Below are 14,898 nucleotides of genomic sequence, written 5' to 3'. Positions count from 1 at the left end.
GTCGACAGCCGCTGGATACTCTGAACGAGTCAAGAGTTCCCCAGCGACAAGGATGGCTGATGCCTACTCGTACAGCACGGACAGCATGGAACGGTTCACTCGAGGAAGGCTCGGGACAGGTCGAGCTCTCCAGCTCGAAGGTCGGCACGTACGACGTGTCGTTCCCCAAGCGTGCGGCGGACGACGCGGGCGGCACTACCAGCCCCGAGGAGCTCATCGCCGCAGCGCACTCGTCCTGTTACGCCATGCAGCTCTCGGCCGTCATCGCCGAGGCCGGTGGCACTCCGCAGAGCCTCGACGTCACCGCCGAGGTGTCGCTCGGACCGGACGAGGTCGGCTTCAAGCTGACCGGCATCACGATCACGGTGCGCGGTGAGGTCGACGGTCTGGACGCCGACGGCTTCGCGAAGGCAGCGCAGAACGCCAAGGAGACCTGCCCGGTGAGCAAGGCTCTGACGGGCGTCGAGATCACGCTCGACGCTGCTCTCGAGAGCTAACGCAGCAGCTCGAACGTCCCCTGGACGACGGCGAACGCGTACGCGTTGTCCAGGGGGCCGATCGCCTCGTCGGACTGCAGTTGGGTGGCCACCACCCAGTCCTGGCCCGTCGCATCCGTCAGCAACCACGACCCGGACACGTCGCCCGCGGCGTTGCCGTTCTTGTAGCCCACGTACGGCCAGCGAGCGGGATCGACCTCGGCGCCGGGGTTCAGCGCGAGGACCTGGCGCACGACGTCGCTCTGCGGACCCGTGATCAGTGCCGCGTACGCGCGGCAGATGTCGTTCGCGCTGCCGAACCACTCGACTCCGTCCGGCGTACCGGGCCTCGTCGCGATGCCCTGGTAGTCGAGGTCGGCGGTCACCGGATCGACGGGTTCGCTGTCGATGGTGCGATTCTCGATTCCGGCCAGGATGTCGCGGCGGGTCTGCGTGTCGGCGTCGCGCCACTGCGCCCGCAGGTCCGGCCGTCCCCACCCGAGCACGAAGAACTCGCGTGTCGTCGGAAAGGGCGTCAGCGCCGCAGGATTCGCGGCGCCCATGATGGTGACCTCGGACTCGACCGCGTCCCGTCCGATGCGATCCATCAGCAGATCGGTGGCCGTGTTGTCGCTGATCGCGATCATCGCGTCGGTCGCCTCGCGCACCGTCACCGGTGTTCCCTCGGGAGCGAACTGCAACTGTCCCGACGGGGCCGACTTGCGTGCGTCGGTCACGGTCAACTGCTCGTCCCACGACAGCGTCCCGTTGTCGACGGCCCGCGCGACCGCGCCGAGCACGTACAGCTTCGCGACGGAGGCGAGCGGCAGGGAGTCGTCCGCGTTCAGGCTGTGAACGGGAGTACAGGTGCCGTCGGTGACGCGGGAGGCGACGTAGGACGTGCGGGCACCGAGAGCGGTGAGCGCAGCGTCCGACGAGGCGAAGGAGTCGACGCCCTCGGTGTCGGGCAGAGCCTGGATCCCGGACAGCAGGCCGTCCTCGGTGGCGCGCAGTCGCAGCGTCACGGGCGCGTTCCGGCCGGTGCTCAGTCGCACGGTGGACTCGAGGCCGTCCTCGGTTCGTTCGCCCACGGTGAGGGGGCCACTCGCCAGGATCTGCGCGACGGGACCGAGCAGCCCGCCGACCTGAGCCAGTGCCTGCGCCAGCTCGGGCGCCGCGAAGGAGTCGATCGCGGCCGGGTCGAGCGTGGTGGGGTCCGGCGTCGTGATCCAACCGAGGACGGTGTCGGTGACCGCCGTGATCGGCGCGCCGGCGGCCGGGGCAGCGGTCGTGTCGGCGGGTTCCGTCGTGGATCCGTCGCCGCGCGCGGCTCCCGACTCGAGCAGCGGATCGACGCCTGCGGAGCATCCGGCGAGCGTGAGAGTCGCGGTGACGGCAGCGGCCAGAATGGCGTACCTGCGTGACGTGGGCATGTGTCGCCGACCTCGTTCCCGCTCGAACTGCTGTGGCTCGAACTGCCGTGAAGAACCGACCTTACCTACAGCCATGTCCGGGTTTACCGGTCGGCCGGTCCGTCTCGACGGGCCGGAACGTCCAGGACGACGTCGAACTCCAGCAACGAGGCACCCGAGGCGACCGGCTTCGCCCGCTCACCGGAATGGGCCTCGCGAGCCGGTCCACCCGACCAGGCCTGGAACGACTCCTCGTCCTCCCACTGCGTGACGACGAAGTAGCGGCTCTCGCCCTTGACCGGGCGGAGCAGCTGGAAACCGAGGAAACCGGGTGAGCCGTCGACCGATCCGGCGCGGGCGGCGAAGCGCTTCTCGAGTTCGGGGCCGGCGCCCTCGGGCACCTCGATGGCGTTGATCTTGACCACTGGCATGGACCCGAGGCTACCTGCGACGGTTACGGTCGAGCGATGCTGGACGACCACGGCGGCTCCGGAGTGCCCCTCGTGCTGCTGCACGGCCTGATGGGCGGCCCGGACACGTGGCGGCGGCAGGTGCCCTGGTTGCGGGAGCACGGCCACGTGCTCGCCGCCCGGGCGGCGGGACACGGGCGTGCTGCTCCGGCGACCCTCACCACCGAGGCGTTCGTCGACGAGCTGCGCGAGGCGCTGGCGCCGTTCGAGTCCGTGATCCTGATCGGTCACTCCATGGGCGCGCTCCACGCGTGGTGCCTCGCGGCGCGCGAACCGGAGCGGGTGCGCGGGATCGTCGTCGAGGACATGGCTCCCGACTTCCGCGGTCGCACCTCCGACGGGTGGGCCGCCGTCATCCGTGCGTGGCCCCAGCCGTTCCCCGACGAGGCCGCGGTTCTGGCGTACTTCGGTGACGTCGCGGGGCAGTACTTCCTCGACTCCTTCGAGCGGACGCCGGACGGGCTGCACCTGCACGGAGACGTGGACACGTTCGCGGCGATCTCGGACGAATGGGGACGACGCGACTTCTGGGACGAGTGGCGAGCAGTGCGTGCTCCCGCGCTGCTGCTCGAGGCGGAGCACACGGTCACTCCAGCGGGTCAGATGGCGAGAATGGCTGCACTGCATCACGACTCGACATACGAGGTGGTCGCCGGCGCCGGGCATCTTGTGCACGACGATCGACCGGGGGAGTACCGGCGCGCTGTCGAGTCGTTCCTACGAGCCCTCCCCGGCGAGCGCGAAGGTGCCGGCGGACGTCTGCTCGACGAGCCCGTCGACCAGTAGCGAGTTCAGGGCACGGTCACGTTGGCCGGGATCGGTCGTCCACACCAGATCGAGCTCGGACTTCTCCACCGGACCCATCGTGGAGCGCAGCACGTCCATCAGTTTTCCGCGGACCTGCCGGTCGGTTCCGGCGAACTTCTGCACCTTCCTCGGCGGTCCGTCGTGCGCCGGCCGACCGGCCTCGACCCACGCGCACGACGGGAGCGGGCAGTCCGCGCAGGCGGGATTGCGTGCGGTGCAGATGACGGCGCCGAGCTCCATCAGTGCCGCCGACAGAGTGGCCGCGGTGGCGACGTCCTCGGGTAGCAAGGCCTCGGTGTCTGCGAGATCTCGTGTGGTGCTGGGGTTTCCGGGCTCGGCGCGGCCGTGGACCGCACGGGCGACGACGCGCCGCACGTTGGTGTCGACGACGGGGACCCGCTGCCCGTAGGCGAAGCAGGCGACGGCGCGCGCGGTGTACGCCCCGACACCCGGCAGGGTCAGCAGCGTCTCGACATCCGACGGCGTCTCGTCGCCGTGGTGCTCGGCGAGGACGGCGGCGCAGTCGTGCAGGCGTGCGGCCCGACGGGGATAGCCGAGCTTGCCCCAGGCCCGCAGGACGTCGGCCCGCGATGACGCGGCCATGGCGGACGGCACCGGCCATCGCTGTACCCACTCGACCCAGATCGGAGCGACCCGCGCCACCGGAGTCTGCTGCAGCATCACCTCGCTCATCAGGATCTGCCACCCGCTGACACCGCTACGGCGCCACGGCAGATCCCTGGCCTCGCGTCGGTACCACGAGACCAGAACCTCGCTGTCCATGTCTGTGATCCTTCCCGGAAGTCGGGGCCGCCACCGGCGGGTGACTCATGTTTCGGTAACAATGAGTCCATGCCTAATTCGAGTCCCCGCTCAGCATGGAACGCACTCGTCGAGGGTAATCGCCGTTTCGTCGACGGCCGCCCGGAGCATCCCAGCCAGGGGGTGGATCACCGCGCGTCGCTCGTCGACGGTCAACACCCCACCGCGATCGTCTTCGGGTGCTCCGATTCCCGGGTGGCAGCCGAGATCATCTTCGACCAGGGCCTCGGCGACATGTTCGTCGTCCGCACGGCCGGCCAGGTCGTCGACTCGGCTGTTCTGGGTTCCCTGGAGTTCGGCGCCGAGGTCCTCGAAGCGCCGCTGATCGTCATTCTCGGCCACGACAGCTGTGGCGCCGTCAAGGCGACCATCAACGCGCTGGACGAGGGCACCGTCCCCGGTGGCTTCATCCGCGACATCGTCGAGCGGGTCACGCCGTCCGTCCTCAACGCCCACCGGCTGGGGTACACGCGCGCCGACGACGTCGAGGCGCGCCACGTCCTCGAGACCGGAAAGCTGCTGATCGATCGGTCGTCGATCCTCGAGAAGCGCGTTGCCGCGGGAAAACTCGCCATCGTCGGCCTGACGTACAAGCTGGCCGAGGGCAAGGTGGAGTTCCAGGGCGCGCTGGGCGACATCGGACACGTCGAGATGGGGTCGACCGACCGCACCGATGCGAGTGATCTGCTCACCTCGTCGGCGACGGCGAGCGACACGCCGTAGTAGGTGCCGCTCGGTCACCGCGTCGGCACATACGGTTGACCTGTGCTCGAGCCGAACGGACCCTTGCCTCCCGAGATCTACTGGCGACGCCGCGCGCTCGCGATCGGTGGCGCAGTGGTGGTCATCGGACTCGTGGTGTGGCTGGTGGTGTCGCTCGCCGGTGGCGGGTCGCAGGATTCCGAGTCCACCGCGGCGTCCGCCTCGCTCGCACCGTCCGCTGCCACGACGTACCGCCCCGACGCGTCCGCGACCGGAGGCTCCGCTCCGGCAGGAGGTTCCGGTGGTGGCGGCGGGGGCGGAGACGCCGCGTCCTCGTCGTCGGCGACGTCCACGTCCGCCACGACGTCCTCTGCGCCCGTCGCTCCCGGTCAGTGCGCTGATCAGTCTCTCGCCGTGAAGGCCTCGCCCGATCAGCCGTCCTACCCCGCGGGGCAGGAGCCGGCGTTCACCGTCGTCGTCACCAACATCGGAACCTCGGCGTGCGAGCGCGATCTGGGTTCGGGCCTGCAGCAGGTGCTGGTCTACACGCTGGAGGGTCAGCGACTCTGGTCGAACGTCGACTGCTTCCCCACCACGACTCCCGACATCCGCACGCTGCAGCCCGGTGAGCAGGCGCCGTTCGCCGTGAAGTGGTCCGCGACCACCTCCGAGCCCGGGTGCGCGGCGCCGCGGAACCCGGTGGGACCCGGCGGATACAGCGTGGTCGGCCAGCTCGGCCAGCTGCGCAGCGCGCCGGAGACGTTCAACATCACGTAGCGCACGTCCGTTCCGCCTCAGCGAGGTCGGTTCCCGCGGCAGTTCCGCGTTCCGGCAGGTGCTGCAGTCGCAGCGCGAACACGAAACCCCTCCGGGAAGGCCGGCCGATCAATCGAACGGGAAGGCCGGAGGCCGGCCGACTGGTCGAACGGGAAGGCCGGAGGCCGGCCGATTAATCGAAGGGCCCCGAGATGCTGGCTTCGGCCATGCGGGACAGGCCTTCTCTGATGTGCCGGGCCCACAGCCCACCGATGCCCTCGACGGACTGCAGGTCGGCTGCGGTGGCGGCCAGCAGTGTCTGCAGGGTGCCGAAGTGCCCGACCAGTCGGTGGATCTGCGTGAACTGCAGCCGCGGAACGCGGGTGAGCAACCGGTACCCGCGGGGACTCATCGGTGCGTCGAGCGCCTCGATGGTGCCGGGGTAGCCGAAGGCACGAGCGATCACCGTGAGGTCGAGCAGGTCGACGTCGGTGAGCCGGTCGAGTGCCGCGAGGGAGCGTTCGACGGCCGCGGTGGTGGGTGTGTCGTTGCCGGCGAGGTAGTCGCGGACGACGAGTTGGCGCGCAGAGTCGTTGTCGCCCACCAGTTCTTCGAGCTGCAGGGCGAGCTGGCGCCCGTCGATACCGAGCTCGAGAACGTTCTGTTCGATCTCGACGGACACGCGCCGGACCATCTCGAGGCGCTGCGCGACGGTGAGCGCGTCGCGCAACGTCACCGAGTCCTCGATCTCCGTGACGGACAGTTGACGGCTGACCTCGTCGAGGCGCGCCTTGTACCGCTCGAGGGTGGCCACGGCCTGGTTGGCGCGGGACAGGATGGTCGCGGAACCCTCGATGACGTGCCGGGTTCCGCCGACGTAGACGCTGAGGATGCTCATCGACTGGCTGACGGACACCACGGGGTAGCCGGTGTGGATCGCGGTGCGCTCGGCGGCCCGGTGGCGGGTACCGGACTCGACCGTGGGGATGGTGTGGTCGGGGACGAGCTGCACGTTGGCGCGGACGATGCGCGAACCGTCGGTGGACAACACGACGGCGCCGTCCATCTTGGACAGTTCGCGGAGCCGGGTGGGGGCGAACTCGACATCGAGATCGAAGCCGCCGTCGCAGATGCTCTCGACCTGTTCGTCGTACCCGAGGACGATCAGTCCGCCGGTGCGGCCGCGCAGGATGCGCTCGAGACCGTCGCGCAACGTGGTGCCCGGGGCGAGGTCGGCGATGGCGTCACGCAGGGACGAGTGGGGTACCGGGAAGCCGAGGGAGATGTCCGGAGTCGTCACGGTGTCGGTCACTGGTCCCCCTCCCACGTCGTTCCCGGTTGCCGGTGGTGCAGAGTCAGGGTACCGGTACTCACCGCACCGGCGTTCCGTCCGCGGGTCGAGTGGTCTACTTCCGTCGTCGCTCGAAGGCTCCCTGCATCGCGCCGGCGACGTCGGTGACCCGGACGACCCGCATGCCCGGTGGATCTCCGGCCGTGTCGTCCTTCACGCCGCGACGATGGTCGGACGGGACGATCGCGGAGGTGAACCCCAGCCGCGCGGCCTCGGCGAGGCGCCGGTCGACGCCGACCACGCGCCGGACCTCCCCGGCCAGCCCCACCTCGCCGAGCACCACCATTCCCGGGGGCAGGGCGGTGTCACGGGCCGCGGAGGCGACCGCGAGTGCCAACGCGAGATCGACGACGGGCTCGGTGGTCCGCATACCGCCGATGGTGGCGGCGTAGACCTCCCGGCTGCTGAGCTGCACGCCGCAGCGACGTTCGAGGACCGCGAGGATCATCGACACCCGGGCTGCGTCCAGACCGCTGACGGCCCGGCGGGGCGTGGGCATGTGCGACGGCGCGACGAGCGCCTGGACCTCCGCGAGCAGGGCCCGCTTGCCGTCCATCGTGACGGTGACGGCGGTGCCGGGGACCGAGTCGGCGCGGTGGTGCAGGAACAGGCCGGACGGATCGCTGACGCCGTGGATGCCGCCCTCGCGCAGTTCGAAGCAGCCCACCTCGTCGGCGGCGCCGAAGCGGTTCTTGACGCCCCGGACCATGCGCAGGGTGGAGTGCTTGTCGCCCTCGAAGTGCAGGACGACGTCGACGAGGTGCTCGAGCGAGCGCGGCCCGGCGACCGCGCCGTCCTTCGTGACGTGGCCGACGAGGATGACGGCCGTGCCGCTGCCCTTGGCGAGGGACGTCAGCGCCGAGGTGATGGCACGGACCTGGGTGACGCCGCCGATGACGCCGTCCACGTCGGACGCCTGCATGGTCTGCACGGAGTCGACGACGACGAGGGTGGGCGCGACCTGGTCGACGTGGCCGAAGATGGTGGCCAGGTCGTTCTCCGCGGCGAGGAACACGCGCTCGTGCACGGCGCCTGTCCGGTCGGCGCGCAGACGCACCTGCCCCGCCGACTCCTCACCCGTGACGTAGAGCGCGATGTCCTGCGGGCTGCGCTCGGCCCACTGCTTGACCACCTCGAGCAGGAGGGTGGACTTGCCGACGCCCGGTTCACCCGCGAGCAGCACCACCGAGCCGGGCACGATGCCGCCGCCGAGCACGCGGTCGAGCTCGTCGACCCCGGTGGGACGGGCGATGGAGGACGTGCTGGAGACCTGTGTGAGCGGAAGTGCCGGCGACGTCGGGATCATCGACGCGCCGCCCGCCCGAACGGCGCTCGCACCCGGGCGGGACGACACGGAGGCGAGGAGGGTGACCTCGTCCATCGAGCCCCACGTCTCGCACTCGGGGCAGCGGCCGACCCACTTGGCCACGGTGTGCTGACAGGCCGAACAGCGATAACTGGTACGAGTCTTGGCCACTCGCGAAGACTAGAGGTGTCTACCGACAGGAATGCTCGGCCGACGGGGGACCGTCAGCCGTTGGCCTCTTCGTCGAGGCGCGGGGTGACGGGGCCCGGATCGACGGGCACGCTGACGGTGACGTCGCCGGCCTGCTGGAACGTGAAGGTGACCGGGACGGTGAGTCCGGGGCGCACGTTCTCGGAGAGGTCCTCCATCACGGCGGTGATGGACTGCGACCCCTCGGGGGCGGTGGGGTCCTGGTCCGCGGGCACTCCGGACGCGACGGACGCCTGCGCCGGGATCTCGATGGAGGTGCCACCGGTGGCACCGGTGACGACGACCTCGGCGGCACCCTCGGTCTCGATGCCGGTGATGCGGTCCGGTGTGGTCTCGCTGGTGTTGATCGCCGTGAAGATCAGCTCCGCGCGGCCACCGGGCTCGAGCACGAACTCGTCGGAGGAGGGGTAGGCGACATGCACGTTGCGCAGGGAGACGGTGCCCTGGTCCGCGCCGTTACCGTTGACCGCGGCGACCTGCGTCGCCGTCTGGGAGATCTGCCCGGCGCTGCACGCGGAGAGGCTGATCACCGTGCCGAGAGCGAGCGCGACGCCGGTCGCGACTCGGGCCGGCCGGATCCGGGCGGTAGATGCGGTCACTGGTCGTCCTCCACTGGTCGTCATCGAGAGTTGTGCCGACGGGCGGCCACCACCACGCAGCGTAGTAGTTCGCCGTCCGGACGTGTGGATCGGGTGACGCCAGTCGGTGCCGGAGCGGGCCGAACAGCCTGCTCGATACATGTATCCCGCCCCCTGTCAAGAGCGTCCCCACCAGCCCTGTGCCCCTGACCTGCACCGTTGGAACGACCCCGGATCGGAGGCGTGTTAAACTGGCCATATCGAAAGGGGCACCGAACACATGATTTTCAAGGTCGGAGACACCGTCGTTTACCCGCACCACGGAGCGGCGCTGATCGAAAATATCGAGACACGCACCATCAAGGGCGAGGCCAAGGAATACCTCGTTCTCAAGGTAGCCCAGGGTGATCTCACCGTTCGAGTTCCTGCCGACAACGCCGAGTACGTGGGTGTCCGGGACGTCGTCGGCCAGGAGGGTCTGGACAAGGTGTTCCAGGTTCTCCGCGCGCCGCACACCGAGGAGCCCACCAACTGGTCGCGCCGGTACAAGGCCAACCTGGAGAAGCTCGCGTCGGGTGACGTGAACAAGGTGGCCGAGGTCGTGCGCGATTTGTGGCGTCGTGAGCAGGACCGCGGCCTGTCCGCTGGTGAGAAGCGCATGCTGGCGAAGGCACGTCAGATCCTGGTCGGCGAGCTCGCACTCGCCGAGGGAACCGACGAGGTCAGGGCGGACTCCATGCTGGACGAGGTTCTGGCCGCGGCGTCCTGACGCGCGTGTGACGGACGTCGTCGCGCTCGTTCCGGCAGCCGGATCGGGCGTACGCCTCGGGGAGAACATGCCCAAGGCGTTCGTGGAACTCGCGGGACGCACTCTGCTCGAGTGGGCGCTGGACGGCCTGTCGGCCTCCGGCGCCCTTTCTCGTGTCGTCGTGGTGGTCCCGAACATCTTGCAGGACACGACCTCTCGTCTGGTCGAGTCCTGCGTCCTGCCGGTGGACGTCGTCGTCGGCGGAGCCGAGCGCACCGATTCGGTGCGGGCCGGCCTGGCAGTGGCCGGTGCGGCGGACATCGTGCTCGTGCACGACGCCGCACGCTGCCTGACGCCGCCGAGCCTGATCACCCGCGTCGTCGAGGCGGTCGGCGCCGGTGCGTCGGCCGTGGTGCCGGTGCTGCCCGTCGTCGACACGATGAAGTCCGTCGATGCCGACGGTGTGGTCACCGGAACGGTCGACCGGGCCACGCTGCGCTCGGTGCAGACGCCGCAGGGATTCGACGGGGTGACCCTGAGGCGTGCCTACGATTCCTTTCCCGATACGGCCACCGACGACGCCGGCCTGGTCGAACGTCTGGGAGTCGACGTGCACACGGTCGTCGGCGACGCTGAGGCCTTCAAGATCACCACCCCGATGGATCTGGTCCTGGCTCGCGCACTCGTCGCCCGCCGGACACAGTCGTGAGAGGGAGACCATGCGCGTAGGGATCGGTTCCGACGTCCACCCCGTCGAGGTGGGGCGTGAGTGCTGGATCGCCGGACTGTTGTTCGAGGACGCCGACGGCTGTGCCGGGCATTCCGACGGCGACGTCGCGGCGCACGCACTCTGCGACGCGCTGCTGTCCGCGGCCGGTCTGGGAGATCTGGGCTCGGTGTTCGGCACGGGTCGCCCCGAATGGGACGGCGTCAGCGGCGCCACCATGCTCATGCACGTGCGCGAACTGCTCGCGCAGCAGTCGATGCGCGTGGGCAACGCCGCGGTCCAGGTCATCGGCAATCGTCCGCGCGTCGGCCCACGTCGGGTGGAGGCGCAGACACTGCTCACGAACATCCTGGGGGCGCCCGTCTCCGTCTCGGCCACCACGACCGACGGGCTCGGCCTGACCGGCCGCGGCGAGGGTGTGGCCGCGATCGCCACCGCTCTCGTGCTGGAGAGTGCGGTCCCGGACGACGCTCGCGTGGTACAGGGCGAGTCGAATCCCCGGTAGGATCGGCCGTCGTGACCCTGCGCTTCTACGACACCGCGACCAGGGCCGTGCGTGAGTTCACTCCGCTGGCCCCCGGACACGCCTCGGTGTATCTGTGCGGGGCCACGGTCCAGGGACATCCCCACATCGGTCACGTGCGCAGCGGCGTCGCGTTCGACGTTCTTCGGCGATGGCTGACGGCCGCCGGCTACGACGTAGCCTTCGTCCGCAACGTCACCGACATCGACGACAAGATTCTGAACAAGGCCGCCGACGCCGGCCGTCCGTGGTGGGAGTGGGCGGCGACGTACGAGCGCTCCTTCACCGCGGCCTACGACGCCCTCGGTGTGCTTCCCCCGTCGGCCGAACCGCGCGCCACGGGTCACATCACGCAGATGGTCGAGCTGATCGGTCGGTTGATCGACGCGGGTCACGCGTACGCGGCCGCCGGCGACGTCTACTTCGACGTGCGGAGCTGGGGCGAGTACGGCGCTCTGTCCGGGCACAGGCTCGACGACGTCCACCAGGGTGAGAGCGTCGGTGCGGGCAAGCGCGATCCGCGCGACTTCACGCTGTGGAAGACGGCCAAGCCCGGCGAGCCGTCGTGGCCCACCCCGTGGGGACCCGGCCGGCCCGGGTGGCACATCGAGTGCTCTGCGATGGCGGAGACCTACCTCGGGTCCGCGTTCGACATCCATTGTGGTGGACTGGATCTGGTGTTCCCGCACCACGAGAACGAGCTGGCCCAGTCCCGCGCCGCGGGGGACGGTTTCGCGCAGTACTGGCTGCACAACGGCTGGGTCACCATGAGCGGCGAGAAGATGTCGAAGTCGCTCGGCAACGTCGTCTCCATCCCGACGATGCTCGAGACCGTGCGTCCGCAGGAACTGCGCTACTACCTCGGCAGCGCGCACTACCGGTCGATGCTCGAGTACTCCGCCGAGGCACTGCAGGAAGCGGCATCGGCGTACCGGAGCATCGAGGCGTTCGTGACGAAGACCGCGGAGCGCGCGGGCGAGGTGCCGATCGGTACCTGGACGCCCGCGTTCGCCGAGGCGCTCGACGACGATCTCTCGGTGCCCAAGGCGCTCGCCGAGATTCACGGACTCCGCCGCGAGGGCAACAGTGCGTTGGCCGCGGGGAAGCTGGACGAGGCCGTCGAGGCCGCGTCGTCCGTCCGCGCCATGACGTCGATCCTCGGCGTGGATCCCCTCGATCCGCACTGGGCGTCCGGCTCGGCCGACGCGTCGGCGGAACGGGCGGCGCTCGATCTGCTCATCGCGGACGACCTCGAGCTGCGCAGCGCCGCCAAGGCAGGCAAGGACTGGCCGACGGCCGACCGTATTCGTGACCGCCTCGCCCGCGCGGGCGTGGAGGTCACCGACACCCCGAACGGCCCGGAATGGTCGATCGCACAGCCGGAAGGCACGGAGAAGTAATGGCAGGCAATTCGAGTCGACGCGGAGCGGTGCGCAAGACCGGCACCAAGAAGGGCCAGACCGTCGGGTCCGGCGGCAAGCGCAGCAAGGGCCTCGAGGGCCGCGGCGCGACCCCGCCGGCGGCCGAGCGCACCAAGCACGCCCGGCGCGCACGGCCGACCAGCCGGGACGCGTCCGGTTCAGGTCGCGGCCGTCCACCGGTCCGCAAGACCGAGGACGGTCCGGAGAACGTGCTGGGCCGCAACCCGGTGCTGGAGTGCCTGCGCGCGGGAGTGCCGGCGACGGCGCTGTACGTCGCGTCGGGCACCGAGGCCGACGATCGGCTGAAGGAGAGCGTCCAGATCGCCGCGGACAAGGGCATCTCGATCCTGGAGGTCTCCCGCACCGATCTCGATCGGATGAGTGCCAACGGCATGCACCAGGGCATCGCGCTCCAGGTGCCGCCGTACCGGTACGCCCACCCCGACGATCTCCTCTCGCAGGCGCGCCAGCGTCAGGAGCCGCCGCTGCTGGTCGCTCTCGACAACATCACCGACCCCCGCAACCTCGGTGCCGTCGTCCGGTCGGTCGCAGCATTCGGTGGACACGGCGTGGTCATCCCGCAGCGACGCAGCGCGAGTGTCACGGCCGTCGCGTGGCGCACCAGTGCCGGCGCGGCAGCGCGTCTCCCCGTCGCCCGTGCGACCAATCTGACTCGGACGCTGAAGGATTGGGCCGACAAGGGTGTCATGGTCGTCGGTCTCGACGCCGACGGCGATACCTCGCTGGACGACTTCGACGGCACCGGGCCGATCGTGGTGGTCGTCGGGTCCGAGGGCAAGGGTCTGTCCCGCCTCGTCCGCGACAACTGCGACAGCATCCTGTCGATCCCCATGGCCGGTCCGGTGGAGTCGCTCAACGCGTCCGTCGCAGCGGGTGTCGTGCTCGCGGGCATCGCACGGCAGCGCCGGGGCTGAACCCGGCTCAGTGGACGCGGACCGACTCGATGAACGGGGTCGGCAGCTGAGCTCCAATCTGGGTCGGATGGGGTGCGCACACCCGTTGCCTGAACCGCACACCCTGTGCAGTCGGCGGTGAGGGGTGTGCGCTCACCGGAGAGGGTGTGCACACCCCCCGCAACGTGCCCGGCCGCAAGCTCGATCGGTGTCGGTGGTCGGGTGCAGAATCGTCCTGTGACCCGGAGCACTTACTTCACCGCCAGCACCCTCGACGGCTACCTCGCCGACGAGAACGACTCTCTCGAGTGGCTCTTCCGTCAGGACATCGACGAGCACGGCCCGATGAACTACGGCGACTTCATCGCGGCCATCGGCGCCATCGTCATGGGGGCCACGACCTACGCCTGGGTCCTCGACCACAACGAGTCGACCGGGGAGGCGTGGTCGTACGACATGCCGGCGTGGGTGGTGACCCATCGAGACTTCGCGGACTCCGAGCACGACGTTCGATTCGCCGCCGGAGACGTGGCCGACCTGTGGCCGGCGATCGAGGAGTCCGCCGGCGGCAAGGACGTCTGGATCGTGGGTGGCGGTGACCTGGCAGCACAGTTCGCCGAGGCCGGCCACCTGGATCGGATCGTCGTCTCGATCGCGCCGGTCACCCTCGGCGCCGGCAGGCCGCTGTTCCCGCGTCGGTTCGATCTCCGACTCGTGGACTTCGCGCGCAACGGCGCGTTCCTCTGCGCGGAGTACGACGTCGTGGAACCGCACGCGCAGACCTGAGTCCTGTCATCATCTGTCCATGACAGCGGCGGGTCGCAGAGTGCGCGGTGTGGTCCTGGTGGCCGTGGTGATCGCCGCGTACGTCGCGGTGGTGCTCACCTACGCGCTGGGGAGCCCGCCGAACGGACCCGACCTCCGTGAGGCCGCACCCGACGCCGCGCTCGTCTACCTCGACGTGGACACCGTCTCCGGTGAGAACTTCTCGCTCGACGCCCGCGTGTCCGTGTATCCGGGGACCGAGTTGACCGATGCCGACGGCAACCTGGTCGACGACCTGATCGTCGACGTGACGCCGACCGCGAGTGCCGGCACCCTGACGTTCCCCAGCGGGACCCGTGTAGGCCCGCTCCCGGTCTCCCTGTACGCGGACGGCGACATCCGGCGATGGCCGTTCGACACCTACGACGCGTCGTCGATCCAGGTGCGGGTGTTCTCCGGCGCCGGCGCGGACCGGCAGCCCGTACCCGCCGAGATCGTGGTGACCGACTCGCTCACGTCCTGGGCGGTGGAGGCCGTCGACATCGACTCCTCGTCGGCGCAGGCCTTCGACATCCGCGTCGCGCGCACGGTGGGTACCACGATCTTCGACATCGCGATCTGTGTCGTGCTCGTCGTCCTGCCGTCGTGCACGCTGTTCGTGTCGATCCAGACGCTGCGCCGCCGCAAGCAGTTCCTGCCGCCGATCATGACGTGGTTCGCGGTGACGCTCTTCGCGGTGCTGCCCATCCGCAACCTGTTCCCCGGCGCCCCGCCGATCGGGTCGTGGGTCGACTACACCGTGGTGCTGTGGGTGGTGGCGGGTCTGGTGACGGCGATGGTGCTCTACGTCGTCGCGTGGTGGCGCCAGGGTCCCTAGGTCGAGCGCGACCGGGGTGGGGCTCGTCCGCGC

Annotated in this window: 17 protein-coding genes; 11 read left to right on the top strand and 6 right to left on the bottom strand. The window is 69.8% G+C overall.

The genetic code is table 11. The annotated features are described in order from the left end of the window. Window positions 1–59 precede the first annotated feature (59 nt). The gene (locus OHB23_RS02505) at window positions 60–497 is read left to right on the top strand and encodes an OsmC family protein (RefSeq protein WP_027506457.1); all 438 of its coding nucleotides are present in this window, start codon (window positions 60–62) and stop codon (window positions 495–497) included. Here the strand turns inward: OHB23_RS02505 and OHB23_RS02500 are convergent. Continuing rightward, a complete protein-coding gene (locus OHB23_RS02500; protein WP_328810805.1) occupies window positions 494–1,909 on the bottom strand; it encodes a serine hydrolase in 1,416 nt (471 codons plus the stop codon). The genes OHB23_RS02505 and OHB23_RS02500 overlap by 4 nt on opposite strands. Window positions 1,910–1,992: 83 nt before the next feature. Then, the gene (locus tag OHB23_RS02495) at window positions 1,993–2,319 is read right to left on the bottom strand and encodes an antibiotic biosynthesis monooxygenase family protein (protein ID WP_027506456.1); all 327 of its coding nucleotides are present in this window, start codon (window positions 2,317–2,319) and stop codon (window positions 1,993–1,995) included. 36 nt (window positions 2,320–2,355) lie between these two features. On the opposite strand from OHB23_RS02495, the gene OHB23_RS02490 reads away from it, so the two are divergent. Next, a complete protein-coding gene (locus tag OHB23_RS02490; RefSeq protein WP_222633169.1) occupies window positions 2,356–3,144 on the top strand; it encodes an alpha/beta fold hydrolase in 789 nt (262 codons plus the stop codon). On the opposite strand, the gene OHB23_RS02485 is transcribed toward OHB23_RS02490, so the two are convergent. After that, on the bottom strand, window positions 3,076–3,948 hold the full coding sequence (locus OHB23_RS02485; RefSeq protein WP_328810804.1) for an A/G-specific adenine glycosylase: 873 nt from the start codon (window positions 3,946–3,948) through the stop codon (window positions 3,076–3,078). The genes OHB23_RS02490 and OHB23_RS02485 overlap by 69 nt on opposite strands. 69 nt (window positions 3,949–4,017) lie before the next feature. Here OHB23_RS02485 and OHB23_RS02480 point away from each other — a divergent pair, with 69 nt between their 5' ends. Together OHB23_RS02480 and OHB23_RS02475 are read left to right on the top strand one after the other, a co-directional pair. After that, window positions 4,018–4,710 carry a carbonic anhydrase gene (locus OHB23_RS02480; protein WP_051613514.1) on the top strand — a complete coding sequence of 231 codons (693 nt, stop codon included), beginning with the start codon at window positions 4,018–4,020 and terminating at the stop codon, window positions 4,708–4,710. 42 nt (window positions 4,711–4,752) lie between these two features. Further along, window positions 4,753–5,466: a hypothetical protein gene (locus OHB23_RS02475; RefSeq protein WP_056443587.1), complete on the top strand. Its 714-nt coding sequence runs from the start codon at window positions 4,753–4,755 to the stop codon at window positions 5,464–5,466. A gap of 172 nt (window positions 5,467–5,638) precedes the next feature. On the opposite strand, the gene disA is transcribed toward OHB23_RS02475, so the two are convergent. The 3 genes from disA to OHB23_RS02460 all read right to left on the bottom strand — a co-directional run bounded on the left by disA (window position 5,639) and on the right by OHB23_RS02460 (window position 8,911). Then, the gene (disA, locus tag OHB23_RS02470) at window positions 5,639–6,730 is read right to left on the bottom strand and encodes a DNA integrity scanning diadenylate cyclase DisA (protein ID WP_056444293.1); all 1,092 of its coding nucleotides are present in this window, start codon (window positions 6,728–6,730) and stop codon (window positions 5,639–5,641) included. A gap of 121 nt (window positions 6,731–6,851) precedes the next feature. Further along, window positions 6,852–8,273 (bottom strand): DNA repair protein RadA, encoded by a 1,422-nt coding sequence (gene radA, locus OHB23_RS02465; protein WP_328810803.1) that lies wholly within the window; start codon window positions 8,271–8,273, stop codon window positions 6,852–6,854. A 53-nt stretch (window positions 8,274–8,326) separates the two neighbouring features. Continuing rightward, window positions 8,327–8,911: a hypothetical protein gene (locus tag OHB23_RS02460; protein WP_056443593.1), complete on the bottom strand. Its 585-nt coding sequence runs from the start codon at window positions 8,909–8,911 to the stop codon at window positions 8,327–8,329. Window positions 8,912–9,170: 259 nt separating this feature from the next. On the opposite strand from OHB23_RS02460, the gene OHB23_RS02455 reads away from it, so the two are divergent. The 7 genes from OHB23_RS02455 (at window position 9,171) to OHB23_RS02425 (ending at window position 14,865) form a co-directional block, all read left to right on the top strand. After that, window positions 9,171–9,659 (top strand): CarD family transcriptional regulator, encoded by a 489-nt coding sequence (locus OHB23_RS02455; RefSeq protein WP_027506450.1) that lies wholly within the window; start codon window positions 9,171–9,173, stop codon window positions 9,657–9,659. A gap of 7 nt (window positions 9,660–9,666) precedes the next feature. Next, on the top strand, window positions 9,667–10,347 hold the full coding sequence (gene ispD / locus OHB23_RS02450) for a 2-C-methyl-D-erythritol 4-phosphate cytidylyltransferase (protein ID WP_056443597.1): 681 nt from the start codon (window positions 9,667–9,669) through the stop codon (window positions 10,345–10,347). A gap of 10 nt (window positions 10,348–10,357) precedes the next feature. Next, entirely contained in the window at window positions 10,358–10,870 is a 513-nt protein-coding gene (gene ispF / locus OHB23_RS02445; RefSeq protein WP_222638871.1) for a 2-C-methyl-D-erythritol 2,4-cyclodiphosphate synthase, read from the top strand. Window positions 10,871–10,881: 11 nt separating this feature from the next. Further along, window positions 10,882–12,288 (top strand): cysteine--tRNA ligase, encoded by a 1,407-nt coding sequence (gene cysS, locus OHB23_RS02440; protein ID WP_027506447.1) that lies wholly within the window; start codon window positions 10,882–10,884, stop codon window positions 12,286–12,288. Continuing rightward, window positions 12,288–13,244: a 23S rRNA (guanosine(2251)-2'-O)-methyltransferase RlmB gene (gene rlmB / locus OHB23_RS02435; protein ID WP_027506446.1), complete on the top strand. Its 957-nt coding sequence runs from the start codon at window positions 12,288–12,290 to the stop codon at window positions 13,242–13,244. The genes cysS and rlmB overlap by 1 nt, the downstream gene beginning before the upstream one ends. Window positions 13,245–13,460: 216 nt before the next feature. Further along, on the top strand, window positions 13,461–14,009 hold the full coding sequence (locus OHB23_RS02430) for a dihydrofolate reductase family protein (protein ID WP_328810802.1): 549 nt from the start codon (window positions 13,461–13,463) through the stop codon (window positions 14,007–14,009). 19 nt (window positions 14,010–14,028) lie between these two features. After that, complete coding sequence (locus OHB23_RS02425) at window positions 14,029–14,865, top strand: DUF4436 domain-containing protein (protein WP_056443607.1); 837 nt, start codon at window positions 14,029–14,031, stop codon at window positions 14,863–14,865. The last annotated feature ends 33 nt before the right edge of the window (window positions 14,866–14,898 follow it).

The organism is Rhodococcus sp. NBC_00294, assembly GCF_036163995.1.
Lineage (GTDB): Bacteria > Actinomycetota > Actinomycetes > Mycobacteriales > Mycobacteriaceae > Rhodococcoides.
This window is presented reverse-complemented; position numbering and strand designations above follow the sequence as displayed.

Excerpts from the sequence above, each read along its gene's own strand:
- OHB23_RS02485 (WP_328810804.1), bottom strand. The coding sequence starts at position 3,948 with ATGGACAGCGAGGTTCTGGTCTCGTGGTACCGACGCGAGGCCAGGGAT.
- OHB23_RS02505 (WP_027506457.1), top strand. The coding sequence starts at position 60 with ATGCCTACTCGTACAGCACGGACAGCATGGAACGGTTCACTCGAGGAA.
- OHB23_RS02495 (WP_027506456.1), bottom strand. The coding sequence starts at position 2,319 with ATGCCAGTGGTCAAGATCAACGCCATCGAGGTGCCCGAGGGCGCCGGC.
- OHB23_RS02455 (WP_027506450.1), top strand. The coding sequence starts at position 9,171 with ATGATTTTCAAGGTCGGAGACACCGTCGTTTACCCGCACCACGGAGCG.
- rlmB (WP_027506446.1), top strand. The coding sequence starts at position 12,288 with ATGGCAGGCAATTCGAGTCGACGCGGAGCGGTGCGCAAGACCGGCACC.
- OHB23_RS02500 (WP_328810805.1), bottom strand. The coding sequence starts at position 1,909 with ATGCCCACGTCACGCAGGTACGCCATTCTGGCCGCTGCCGTCACCGCG.
- ispF (WP_222638871.1), top strand. The coding sequence starts at position 10,358 with ATGCGCGTAGGGATCGGTTCCGACGTCCACCCCGTCGAGGTGGGGCGT.
- OHB23_RS02490 (WP_222633169.1), top strand. The coding sequence starts at position 2,356 with ATGCTGGACGACCACGGCGGCTCCGGAGTGCCCCTCGTGCTGCTGCAC.
- OHB23_RS02480 (WP_051613514.1), top strand. The coding sequence starts at position 4,018 with ATGCCTAATTCGAGTCCCCGCTCAGCATGGAACGCACTCGTCGAGGGT.
- OHB23_RS02425 (WP_056443607.1), top strand. The coding sequence starts at position 14,029 with ATGACAGCGGCGGGTCGCAGAGTGCGCGGTGTGGTCCTGGTGGCCGTG.